The following is an 11809-nucleotide window of genomic DNA, read 5'->3' as shown; positions in this document are numbered from 1 at the left end:
GAAATAAGAAGAATGAGGAGAGATATTAATGATATTAAGAGAACTCTTGATAATTTAACTTCATCAATTGAGGAAGAGGCTAATGATGTGATAATGCATTTACTTAAAGATAAGGGTATTGAATTAAGGACTGATAGGCTTATTCTTAATTCTAAGTTTGAGTTTGACGTCTATGGGACTAATAATCAAGTGACTATTATTGGTGAGGCTAAGACTAGGGTTGGGCCTAAGTTAGTTACTAGGATAGATGAGAAGATAAGTAGGGTAGTTAGTATGTTTCCAGGTAAATTCCCAGGTAGGGTGGTTAAGGTTATTTATTGCCTAAGGGCAATGCCAGGTGCTGTAGAGGAGTGTGAGAGAAGGGGTATTTGGTTAATAGAAAGCATGAGGGAGAGGACTAAGCCGCCTCTTGGATCATAATGGGGTTATTATTCTAACTAAGCGCTTAATGTCGATTACTAGGTAGTGTAGTAGCATTGGTTTAGTAAAGTTTATTAACTAAGCTCCTGAATTTAACAAATGTTATGAGTAATGAGGAGTCATTATTGAGGAGAATTGTACTTGATGTGGATGCACCCAGTGAACTTGAGATCATTAAGTTGGCAAGTGAGTTAGGTAGGTTAACTGGGGTTGATGCAGTATACATTAAGGTTGAGGAAACAGACGTAGGTGTTCTCGGCCTTAAAGTAATCATGGAGGGTTCACTGGATTTTAATGATGTTAAGAGGGTTATTGAGGTTAATGGTGCAGTCATAAGGAGTATTGATGAGGTTTCAGTGGGGGAATATATTCTAAAGGGTTAGTGAACAATGAGGCTTAACGTATATATGGTTCTTGGGGTATTGGACGGCTACTATACTGCAATGATTCTTGAGGATTTAACTAAGGGTAATTTAATTACCCTACTGGTGGTAACAGCCGTAACTAATGCAGTAACTGGCTTACTGTCCAGTTACGTTATGAATACATCTTACTTGAGGAGTATTGAGAAGAGGCTGCTGGTTAGGAGGGGTTACTTAATAGGTTCAGTATTACATAGGAGCCTAATCTTAAATTCAATACTGGATACGGTCTACTGGGTCATAGCGTCATTGGCTGGTTCCTTAACTTCGCTGGCAATTAAGTATGCTTGTGTTACATTAACTGAACCATTTATGGCGTTACTTTACCTGCCGCCACCCTTATTATTCATGTATGCATTATCTAAGCTTGTTGATTCAAGGTATGTGCCATTAGCCATACTAACAGTGGTATTAACATTAATGGTTTACTACATATCAATTGGCATTATGTAGCTTTATGGGATTAAGCATTAATAGGGGGTTTAGGGAATCTGACCTGTGAGGGTTATAGTACTTGGTGATGAGGATACTGTTAATGCGTTTAGATTAATTGGGTTTGAAGGTTATGTGGTAGACTCTAAGTCACTTGTACCTAGGATTAAGGAATTCATGAGTATGGATGATGTTGCTGCAATTCTTGTTACAAGCAGTGTGAGTGGTGAGGCTGGTCAAGAGTTTATTAACCTCAGGACAAGGATTAGGAAGCCACTAATACTTGAGGTACCTGCCCTAGGTAATAGTGAGAATAAGGAAGTTAACTACATGGCTATACTTAGGTCTGTGTTAGGTATTTAAGCTAAGCCTTTGGGTCATGCATGGTAAGGAACATGATGTACTTGCGTGTTTAAACCGAGGTTAATAAATACATTAAGTAAACCTGCTTTTAATTTATTGAAGTAGATACTTAATGCACTATGAAGGTGAGGGGAGTTGTTTACGAAAAACTAATGAACATGACCATAATTATGCTAGCATATGCTTAAAAACCTAGCAACCCCCTTACTGCTGTTAAGTATGTCTGAGCAGTTGATTAAATTAATAAATAGTGTAATGGATAAGGTTAAGGCTGATTCGGAGGAGTGGATTAGCAACCTTAGTTTAAAGTATGAGGCTGAGTTGATGAGTGTTGTTGAAGATGAGATTAGAAAGCATAGCGGTGAACTTGAGGAGGTGGATAGGCAAGCAATGTTAAATAGGGAGTATAAGCTATATGATGCATCAATGAGTATTAAGGCGGAGTACTTAGCGTTAATTGATGAGTTAACCCACGGCGTCATTAATAGGATTAAGGAGCGTATTAATGCTGAGAGGGGTAGTGATGCGTATAGTAGGCTAATGATGATGCTTCTTAATCAAGCAATTAATGTTACCCAGGCTAAGGAGTTAACTATAGTATGTTCACAAAGAGATAAGGCCCTTATTTCATCACTAGCGGCTAAGATGGGAATTAGTGTGGAGTTTAAGGATGGGGGTGAGGACATGCTGGGTTTAATAGCATCAACTAAGGATGGCTCAGTGACCTATGAGGCAACTATTGATGATGTGCTGAACCGTATGATAGACTATATAAGGAGCATAATCAAGGAGGTTACTGATGAGGTGGTTAAGCAATGATGAGTAGCCAAGGTACTGGCAGGATACTTGTGGTTAATGGGCCAGTGATAAAGGCTGAGTTACCTGGGGCTAAACTATACGAGCTAGTATTCGTGGGTGAGTTAGGGTTATTCGGTGAGGTTGTTAGGGTTCAGGGTGATGACGCATTCATACAAGTCTACGAAGATACAACTGGAATAAAGCCAAGTGAACCAGTGGTTAGGACAGGTGAAATGCTTAGCGCTTGGCTTGGGCCAGGTATAATTGGCCAAGTCTATGATGGCGTCCAAAGGCCATTAAAGGTTATTTTTGACCAAACTGGGCATCCATTCATAGCTAGGGGTATTAATTACGATAAGGCTCCACCATTGGACTTCAGTAAGAAGTGGAGGTGGATACCTAGGGTTAAGGTTGGTGATAAGGTTAACGTCGGCTCCATCCTCGGGGTAGTACCTGAAACTCAATTAATAGAGCATAGGATACTTTACCCACCATTATATAAGCCTGGCGTTATCAAGTACATTGCCCCTGAGGGCAACTACACGCTTAATGATGATATTGCAGAGGTGGAGACTGATGATGGCTTAATTAAGGTTAAGATGTGGCATAAGTGGCCTGTTAGGAGGCCGAGGCCATTCCAGGAGAAGTTACCTCCAAGTGACCCACTAATAACTGGAATAAGGGTCATTGATACTGTTTTCCCAATAGCTAAGGGTGGGGCAGCCTCAATACCAGGCCCATTTGGTTCAGGTAAGACTGTGACAATTAGGTCACTGATGCTTTACGCAATGACGCAGTACAGCGTCCCAGTTCTATGCGGTGAGAGGGGTAATGAGGCTGCTGATGCATTACAGGGTTTGCTTAAATTATCTGATCCAGCCACTGGGCGTCCATTGCTTGAGAGGGAGACAATAATAGTTAATACATCTAACATGCCTGTGGCAGCCAGGGAGGCTAGCATATACATGGGTGCAACAATAGCTGAGTACTTCAGGGATCAGGGCTACGATGTGTTATTGATGGCTGATTCCACAAGCCGTTGGGCTGAGGCTATGCGTGAGGTGGCGTTGAGGATTGGTGAAATGCCCAGTGAGGAGGGGTTCCCAGCTTACTTACCCACTAGGCTTGCTGAGTTCTATGAGAGGGCTGGTAAGGTTAAGTTGCTTAACGGTGGATTAGGTTCATTAACCATAGCCGCCTCAGTAAGCCCACCTGGTGGTGACTTCACTGAACCAGTGACTAGCCACACGTTAAGGTTCATTGGGGCCTTCTGGCCTCTTGATGCCAGGTTAGCCTACTCTAGGCATTATCCAGCCATTAATTGGCTTCAAGGCTTCAGTAGGTACGTAGACTCAGTGGCTTCCTGGTACAGTAAGGCTGTTGGTGAGGATTGGGTTGAGTTAAGGAGGATCGCCATAGAGGTTTTAACTAGGGAGGCTGAGTTATCTGAAATAGTTAGAATACTTGGGAGTGAGGCCTTAAGTGAACAGGAGAAGCACATCCTTAATGTGGCATCAATGATACGCGAGGGCTTCCTTAAACAAGATGCATTCAACCCAGTGGACACACCCTCAGCTCCGGAGAAGCAGTATTGGTTACTTAGATTAATGATAACATACTATAGGGTTGGTTCAGAGGCCATTAATGCCGGCGTACCGGCTAATGCGATTAGGGAACTGGATTCAGTGAGGAGGCTCATTAGGCTTAAGATGGAGGTTAAGAGCAGTGATTATAAGGTGCTGGCTGATTACGAGAAGAAGCTTATTGATGATATAAGGGGGCTCATGGCTAAGTTCAGTAAATAACATTAAAAGAATAAGGCATTCATATTACCCCTTAAAGTAAGTCCAAATATTAATGTGAAAGTAAATATGGCAGTAAATGCGTTAATCATCAGTCTGGGGCATGGCTTATTCACCAGTTCATAATCAGGAGTGTTCATCACTGAGAACTATATTAATAAGTAATTCTTAATAAAGTTTAACCCAAGGATGAGTCAATGCTAGGCTACGCAACCGAGAAGTTAACCCCAGGTTCATATGGTAGGTTATTTAAATATCAAGTGAGGGTTTCTCAAGCAGTATTAATAGTATCATTAATCCTACTGATTACTGGGCCGATATTATCAGTAGACTTCACTGGAGTTCATGGTAGGATAATGATTAGTGGCTTAGTTTTATTTTACTTAAGCGTCATGTATAGTCAACATGTTGGATTCACTAAGCTAATGCCCTCACGTCCAGTTTCATTAATTATAGGGATCCTAGCTATATCCTGGTCCCTAATGTACATTCTTAATCAGTGGATCTGGAAGGCACTATTAGCTGCTTGGGTTTTACTATACATAATGGTCTTCATTGAGAGGGGAATTGGTAAAATACCGTTGTTTTACCCAAATATATTTACAGTAATTGGTCTAGCATCAGCCTTAACAGCGATAGTGACGAATAGCTCCCTATCACTCATAGGCTTCCCACTCTCCTCATTAACCAGCCTAATGAGGAGGGTGGAGGATAGGCGTAGGCCGAGTTACCTTGATGTGGTCTTTTTTACAATACCAATTTTAATGTTCTTCATTAACTATCCCTACTCTGTTGCATTATTGGTGCTCTTTGAATTGATGGTGCTTGGGATCCCATCATCACTACCTAAGCGGACCAGCCTCTCATTGGCGTATCCAGTGGGGGCCGTATTGGGTAGGTTTGGTTTGGCAGTATCATTAGTTGCCTCAATGTATGCTTCACCTCTTAATGCCCTACACATGGTGCTGGTGGGTTATGTTGCGGTAATGATGTCTTCACTATGCATACCCATGCTTATACCAGGTTACCTATGGCTATGGCCTAGGGGGTATGGTTTTGAAATACCAGTGCTGATTGAAGGGGCGGCATTACTTAGGTTAGCTTACTTATATATTGGTTCCTGGGCTATTTATGCATCATTAATACTCCTGTATGCTGCTTTTATCGATATACTGGTTCACTATGCTGCAGGTAGGAGGATTCATGTTGAGATTTAGAGAAAGATTTAAATAGAATAAGGTAGAGTATTCTTAGTTCGAGTTCATTTTTAAAGATAATGCCATATTCCTTTAGTATATAGTGTAGATAAACCAATAAGTATATATACCAGTACTGTTTTTAGTTTTTCGATGAGTATGGAGAGCCAGGTTGAGTCTGAGCCAATTGGGAGGGAGTTAACGGAAAGGCAGCTTCAAATACTGCAGTTCCTACTAAAGAAGGCTCAGCCACTGAGGGTATACACTGTTTACGCGGATCAGGATCAGATAGCGAGAGAACTAGGAATGACTAGGCAAGCCTTATCAGTGCACTTGAAGAAGCTTAAGGATTTTGGGTTAATAAGGACTGGGAGGGAGTTCGTTGATGTAACTGAGAGGGCGCTGAGGGTTCTCAGGATGAGTGGTGCTGAGGCTATAGTTATGGCTAAGGTTGCACCTAAGTATAGGCAGCAGGTTTACGAGAAGCTTAAGGAAATGCCCATAGAGAAGGCTTATAGGGTTTCAGGGGACTATGACTTAATAATAATAGCTAGGGAGATTCATATTAATGATTTGCTCCGAATAATGAGCCAAATGGAGGGTATTGAAGACACTAGAACATTCATATCGCTGGAGATAATTAAGGAGTAATTAATTACCCCCATTAAAAAGCTTAAAAGCATATTTTAATTTCAAGATTACTGAAAATAAAGCTAACCTTTATTAAAGTGAATTTAATGTAAAGTAATGTGAGGTATAATTTAAGTAAACCCAGCGATGTGAGGAAGTACCTAAATCACGTGTTATCAGTAGGTTCCCTAATAATGCTTGCACCAATATTACTACTCATTATTTTCCCCTTCTTCAAACGCCTGATGGCAACCATGTATACGTCTACTCTATTAATATTTATACTAGGCTTCTACCTAATTGGTGCAAGCATGATAATGAAGGCTTCAAGTAAAGGTAGGACTAATAAGAGGAGTATTAGGATTCGTTTTAAGGCCAGTTGCTAATTCACTTAAGGTACTTCCTAAGCCTATTCTCAGCTTCTCCCCAATTTAGAACATTCCATATTGCATCCAGGTAGGCGTTCCTATTATTCTTATACTGTAGATAGTATGCATGCTCGAACTCATCCACTATTAGGATTATAGGTAACTCAGCTATGTGTTGATTATAATGATTCTCAAAGGTTGTGAAAACCAAGTTACCTGTCTCAGTATCGTAGTAGAGTACAGTCCAGCCGCTGCCTGGTAATGACCTCATGGCTTCATTGAAGAGGCCCCTAAACTTATCGTAGCTACCAAATTGCTTAATTATTAAGTCACCTAAGTAACCACCAGGTGTTCCACCACCCTTACCCGCTGGTGCCATACTACTCCAGTAGAGGGTGTGAAGCTTATGGCCATTTATATTAAAGAATAAGTTCCTTAATAACCCCTGTATATCGTAGCTAGTTACCTCATTCTTAATTATCTTCTCCAACCTATCAATGGCTGCATTGGCTCCATTAACATACCCCTTATGATGCCCATTATAGTGAACGTCAATTACCTGACCACTTATGTATGGTTCAAGTGCATTTACATTATACGGTAGTGGTGGTAATTCATACCTCTTGAATAGGGCTTGTGCAGCCATGCTAGCTTAATGCTTAAGCCCTTTATAAACAATACTTCGCTGTTAATTTCAAATATTAGGACTTAAACTTTAAGTGATATATAATGGAGTTTAAATTTAGCCCCCTAAAATAGGGTAGTGTGAAGTGGGATAACCACTTATATTATCCGCTACCTAAAAATCACTCAATTAGAGTTAATGATATGGAAACCATTACGTTGATATATGATGACTCAACAATGAATCTAGTAAAGGAGGTATTGGGCAGGGGTATTGCTAATGTTAAGTTAATTAAGGCTTATGGTGATGAATTACCCACACCCATATTAATAACAGGCAATATAGTGTTAACCGGGCTACAGGCTGTGCAGTATATTAAGGGTATTGGGGCAACGAAGCATAATTAATATTATATTATCAAAGAATTAGTTTACATTAAAGGTGAATTAAATGCATGAAATAAATATTTATTAAACATATGGTTAAATACTTAATTTAACACTAATATTTATAAATTAGCGAACGTAAGGTTATTTATGGCATTCGAGGTTTTCCTCCTAATCCAAACTAGGGTTGGGAAGGTGTTTGAAGTATCGGAAAAAATAAAGTCAATTAGTTGGGTTAAGGTAGCCTATTCCGTTACTGGGCCATATGATATCATAGCCTTAGCGGAGGTTGATAGGGTTGATGACTTAGAGAACTTAATAAAAATGATTCATTCAATTGATGGTGTTGAAAGGACACTAACCGCGATGGTGATTAGGAAGCATTAGCATAGGACTATAATAATAAGCTAAAGTATTACTAAGTATTTATTATAAAATGTATTAATATGTGTAGCGTATATTTGCGTAAAATTTTTAATGCAGTTATACAGTAATTACCTGGTGAGAGTAATGGCTGCAGTTAGCCTAAGAGGTTACTTGTATTCACCTTGCCTAATTCTGTACCCTAGATTATGCCTTGGGTACAAGGTCTCAAACTTAACTTTGCTTAATACTAAGGTTAAGTCAAATAATATGATTAAGCTAGCCGTGTGATTGATTGTTAGGTCCAGGTGGTTTAAACATGTTTCCCTTAATATTAGGTCTTATTTTTCCCTATTTTGACCATACTTTGTAAGTATGTAATTATATGCTGAGTATGCTGCCAATGCCCCCTGGGCGGCTGCAGTTATGATCTGCCTAAAGCCCCTTGGTGTTAAGGATACGCAATCCCCTGCAGCGTAAATACCCTTAATATTAGTCTCCATCATTGTGTTAACATTTATGTAACCGTTGTTATCTAGATTAAGCCCAATAGCCTTAAAGAATTCCACAGGTGGTTCTGCACCTATTTCAATGAAAATACCATCAATGGGTAATTCCATTAATTCACCAGTATCTATTCTCTGTAGGATTGCTGCCTTAAGAACCTTATCACCCTTAAGTTCCTTAACCACAGTATTCCAAATGATTGTAATCTTATTATTCTTAAGCAGTAAATCTTGGTATATGGGTTGAGCCCTAAGGCTACTCCTCCTATGTATTAAGTAAACCTTGGTGGCGTATTCCGTTAGCAGTAATGCTGATGAGGCTGCTGAGTCCCCTCCTCCGACAACTGCAACAACCTTATCCTTAAATAAGGGTGCATCACATGGGGCGCAATAGCTTACTCCCTTACCATTATACTTATCCTCCCCCGGCACATTCAATTTCCTCCTCTTCTCACCCACTGCAATTATCACAGTCCTAGAGGTGAATTCATCACCAGACACAGTAGTGACCTTGAATAACCCATTATTGGTAGAAACCTTTTCCACAGAGTCAATTAGTATGGGGACATTATAGTACCTTACATGCTCCTCAAACTTATTAACTAAGTCAGGTCCAGTTATCCTAACGTAGCCTAAGTAATCCTCAACCCAACCAGCCTTACCAACCTGCCCACCCACCTCCTCCGTTATTATAACAGTGCTTAATCCAAACCTAGCTGCATATATTGCGGCGTTGAGGCCTGCTGGCCCACCGCCTATTATTATTGCGTCAAGTATCTTACCCTTAAGCTTCTCTGCAACCTCACCAGATAATTCTAGGCCTGTTGTATTTAACATTGTTGAAGTTAATAAACCCCCCGATGACATAGCCGCTCCAATAGATGCGTAATTTATAAACCCTTCCCTAAGCCCACTTCGCCGCAACCAGTTCCTTATAGCAAAGGAGGTTTAAAGGGGGCGGAAAACTTCGCCTCTTTAAGGCGGATATGGATAGCTGTATAATACCTTGCGGTGGGCTGATGTTTACCTCCACAAGAACCTCAGCACCAGCAAGGAGAAGCAATGAAACAAGAAACCCTAAAAGGCGGATAGCTCACCCTGTACCAATGATTCTATTTATTATAACTCTCCTCACGAAGTCCTCCCTCTCCATTTCATCTAGGGCAAGCCTTATGAAGGTTACTGAGTCCCTTATCCTAGGTAATATAACGTTATCTATTGCGTTAATCATTCTCTGATACTCCCTAACCCTATATAGGAGTGTGTAGAATATGTTCTCTAGGTTAACGTACTCCATTAGCATGGGTAATATTGATACTAGGCTAGTTAATGATGCATCTAATTCAGTTGGTACACTGTACATGCCGTATGTTGGCCCACCAAAACCCTTAACATTAAGTATACCGAACTTTAACCCACCTATGACCCTATCCTCAACATACCCATTAACCCTAATTTTAGTTGATGAGGCCATTGCACTTAATGCAGCTGCACCAATCCTGTTCTTAGCCATTTGGTAAAGTTCAGTAACCTTATTGATTTCCCCGTAGGATGCCTTCCTCCTCTCCTCCAATGTTGGTACAAGTGCCCTTAATCTTTGTAATGTTGCATTTCTAGCATCCTCCACAGTCTTCCTAATCCTCCTATACAGTGCCTCCTGCGTCCTTAACCTAATTAGCATTAGCCTAGATGGTGTTGGCCTTTGGAGCGCTGAAATCGACATAACTACTCACTGGCATTTAATGTGAGGCGTATTAAAGCTTTAATTCGCATTACGCTTAGGTTGGGTTAAAGTATCGTAGAGCTTAATTAATGCCTGCGTCCCCTCATCCCCAAGTCCAAGGGCTACAAGGGCATTGTAAAGTTGAAGCAGAATACTAACGCCGGGCATTGGTGTGTTTAACCTGGTGGCTAGGTCGATTACGTACTTTAAGTCCTTCCTTAAATGGGAAGCCTTAAAACCAGGTTTAAAGTCATTTGAAAGGACTCTGGGCATTAGCTGCCTTATTACTTCTGAATTACCCATGCCACTGGTTAAGACTTGTTGAACCTTACTAATATCGGCTCCAGCCCTTTTAGCTAATGTAAGGGCTTCAACCATGGCTAATGTGTTTAAGCCGACAACCACTTGATTAATTAGCTTAAGGAGTTGGCCTGATCCCACGTCACCTGCATATATTATTACCTTACCCATGGCTTCAAAGATGGGCTTAATCCTCTCGAAGGTGTCGCGGCTTCCCCCAACCATTATTGTTAATGTCCCCTCCCTAGCACCCTTATCCCCACCTGTAACTGGTGCATCTAGGAATTCAATTCCTAATTCCCTTAACCTCCTATGAAATTCCACGGAGTAGTCAGGTGAATTAGTACTCATGTCCACTACAATAAGCCCCTCATGCCTCCCCTCCACAACTCCATTTCTCCCAAACAGTACCTGCTCAAGGTCTGGTGCATCAGTTAGCATGCATATTACTACATCAGACCTCTCCGCAACCTCCCTTGGTGAGGAGGCTACTGGAATATTAAGCCTTGTAAATGGTTCAGCCTTACTGCGGGTCCTATTATACACTATTAATGGGAATCCTGCCTTATGAATGTTCATAGCCATTGGAGCGCCCATAGTTCCTAAGCCTATGAAGCCAACCCTAATGCTCATAGGTTAAATAGGGGGTACCGTGTTTTTAAAGCAATGCACTTAATTAAATCTGCTAGGTGATTAATTAAGAGTGAATAAATTGGAAATACTTAATTAACCTAATGTTGGGGGGTTAATGTGCAGTTGGAATCCACAGTTAGGGAAGCTATTATACTTAATCCTAGTGATAACGTTGCAGTAGCCTTAAGGGACTTAAAGTCAGGTAGTTTAATAACACTTAACGTGGGATCATTACGGTTAACGGTTAAGCTCATTGATGACATACCCTTTGGCCATAAATTCGCCTTAAAGGATATACCTAAGTGCAGCCTAGTGGTGAAGTATGGCCACGTAATAGGTAGGGCTAAGAGGGATATTAAGGCTGGGGAGCACGTTCACGTCCATAACCTTGAAAGCCTAACCTCAGTGCACAGTGTATGTAAGGGTGAGGGGCATGAGTAATAGGCCAACTATAATGGGTTACATTAGGCCTGATGGTAAAGTCGGCGTTAGGAATCATGTGTTAGTATTATCAACTGTAATATGCTCAAGTATAGTGACCCGTAGGATTGCTGATCAGGTAAAGGGTGCTGTGGCCATTGAGAATCCCTTCGGTTGTGGGCAACTTGAACCAGACCTACAAGTAACTAAGAGGACCCTTGCCGGAATGGCTAAGAACCCTAACGTGGGGGCTGTGCTTGTAGTTGGCCTTGGGTGCGAGCAAATTCAAGCTGATGAGCTTGCCGATGAAATAGCCAAAACAGGTAAACCTGTTGAGAGAGTGGTAATACAGGAGGAGAATGGTGGTACACCTGCAGCTATTGAGAAGGGTGTTAAGTTGCTTAGTAGGATGGCTGAGGAGG

Annotated in this window: 16 protein-coding genes and 1 pseudogene; 13 read left to right on the top strand and 4 right to left on the bottom strand. The window is 41.0% G+C overall.

Going from position 1 to position 11809, the window contains the following annotated elements; all coding sequences use genetic code 11:
* From BP896_RS02330 to BP896_RS02290, 9 genes and pseudogenes are all read left to right on the top strand, one after another.
* A pseudogene (locus tag BP896_RS02330) lies at window positions 1-420 on the top strand (hypothetical protein); the annotation flags it as partial.
* A 104-nt stretch (window positions 421-524) separates the two neighbouring features.
* Window positions 525-803 carry a DUF211 domain-containing protein gene (locus BP896_RS02325; RefSeq protein WP_291765241.1) on the top strand — a complete coding sequence of 93 codons (279 nt, stop codon included), beginning with the start codon at window positions 525-527 and terminating at the stop codon, window positions 801-803.
* A gap of 6 nt (window positions 804-809) precedes the next feature.
* Window positions 810-1295 carry a hypothetical protein gene (locus tag BP896_RS02320; protein WP_291765239.1) on the top strand — a complete coding sequence of 162 codons (486 nt, stop codon included), beginning with the start codon at window positions 810-812 and terminating at the stop codon, window positions 1293-1295.
* A gap of 45 nt (window positions 1296-1340) precedes the next feature.
* Window positions 1341-1637, top strand: a complete 297-nt coding sequence (locus tag BP896_RS02315) for a V-type ATP synthase subunit F (protein ID WP_291765237.1) — start codon at window positions 1341-1343, stop codon at window positions 1635-1637.
* 219 nt (window positions 1638-1856) lie between these two features.
* Window positions 1857-2456, top strand: coding sequence for a V-type ATP synthase subunit E (locus BP896_RS02310; protein WP_291765235.1), 600 nt, complete (start codon window positions 1857-1859; stop codon window positions 2454-2456).
* Window positions 2453-4240: a V-type ATP synthase subunit A gene (locus tag BP896_RS02305; protein WP_291765233.1), complete on the top strand. Its 1788-nt coding sequence runs from the start codon at window positions 2453-2455 to the stop codon at window positions 4238-4240. Before BP896_RS02310 ends, BP896_RS02305 begins: the two co-directional genes overlap by 4 nt.
* A gap of 194 nt (window positions 4241-4434) precedes the next feature.
* Entirely contained in the window at window positions 4435-5454 is a 1020-nt protein-coding gene (locus BP896_RS02300) for a hypothetical protein (protein ID WP_291765231.1), read from the top strand.
* A 138-nt stretch (window positions 5455-5592) separates the two neighbouring features.
* Complete coding sequence (locus tag BP896_RS02295) at window positions 5593-6084, top strand: Lrp/AsnC ligand binding domain-containing protein (protein ID WP_291765249.1); 492 nt, start codon at window positions 5593-5595, stop codon at window positions 6082-6084.
* 98 nt (window positions 6085-6182) lie between these two features.
* On the top strand, window positions 6183-6449 hold the full coding sequence (locus BP896_RS02290; protein WP_291765229.1) for a hypothetical protein: 267 nt from the start codon (window positions 6183-6185) through the stop codon (window positions 6447-6449).
* A 1-nt stretch (window position 6450) separates the two neighbouring features.
* On the opposite strand, the gene BP896_RS02285 is transcribed toward BP896_RS02290, so the two are convergent.
* A complete protein-coding gene (locus tag BP896_RS02285; RefSeq protein WP_349681915.1) occupies window positions 6451-7077 on the bottom strand; it encodes a superoxide dismutase in 627 nt (208 codons plus the stop codon).
* A gap of 182 nt (window positions 7078-7259) precedes the next feature.
* Here BP896_RS02285 and BP896_RS02280 point away from each other — a divergent pair, with 182 nt between their 5' ends.
* The gene (locus tag BP896_RS02280; RefSeq protein WP_291765228.1) at window positions 7260-7463 is read left to right on the top strand and encodes a hypothetical protein; all 204 of its coding nucleotides are present in this window, start codon (window positions 7260-7262) and stop codon (window positions 7461-7463) included.
* A gap of 129 nt (window positions 7464-7592) precedes the next feature.
* Window positions 7593-7829 carry an Lrp/AsnC ligand binding domain-containing protein gene (locus BP896_RS02275; RefSeq protein WP_291765226.1) on the top strand — a complete coding sequence of 79 codons (237 nt, stop codon included), beginning with the start codon at window positions 7593-7595 and terminating at the stop codon, window positions 7827-7829.
* A gap of 317 nt (window positions 7830-8146) precedes the next feature.
* Here the strand turns inward: BP896_RS02275 and trxB are convergent, their stop codons facing one another.
* The 3 genes from trxB to BP896_RS02260 form a co-directional block, all read right to left on the bottom strand.
* On the bottom strand, window positions 8147-9178 hold the full coding sequence (trxB, locus tag BP896_RS02270) for a thioredoxin-disulfide reductase (protein WP_291765223.1): 1032 nt from the start codon (window positions 9176-9178) through the stop codon (window positions 8147-8149).
* Window positions 9179-9404: 226 nt separating this feature from the next.
* Entirely contained in the window at window positions 9405-10034 is a 630-nt protein-coding gene (locus BP896_RS02265; RefSeq protein WP_291765221.1) for a V-type ATP synthase subunit D, read from the bottom strand.
* A 39-nt stretch (window positions 10035-10073) separates the two neighbouring features.
* Entirely contained in the window at window positions 10074-10961 is an 888-nt protein-coding gene (locus tag BP896_RS02260; RefSeq protein WP_349681919.1) for an NAD(P)-dependent oxidoreductase, read from the bottom strand.
* Between the two features lie 123 nt (window positions 10962-11084).
* On the opposite strand from BP896_RS02260, the gene BP896_RS02255 reads away from it, so the two are divergent.
* Window positions 11085-11408, top strand: a complete 324-nt coding sequence (locus tag BP896_RS02255) for a UxaA family hydrolase (RefSeq protein ID WP_291765218.1) — start codon at window positions 11085-11087, stop codon at window positions 11406-11408.
* The coding region (locus BP896_RS02250) for a UxaA family hydrolase (protein WP_291765217.1) at window positions 11401-11809 on the top strand (409 nt) is incomplete at its 3' end. The genes BP896_RS02255 and BP896_RS02250, both read left to right, overlap by 8 nt.

The sequence above is a fragment of the Caldivirga sp. UBA161 genome, from assembly GCF_002506515.1.
In the GTDB taxonomy this organism is placed as follows: domain Archaea; phylum Thermoproteota; class Thermoprotei; order Thermoproteales; family Thermocladiaceae; genus Caldivirga.
The sequence above is the reverse complement of the archived record's forward strand: the minus strand, read 5'-3'. Positions and strand labels throughout refer to the sequence as shown.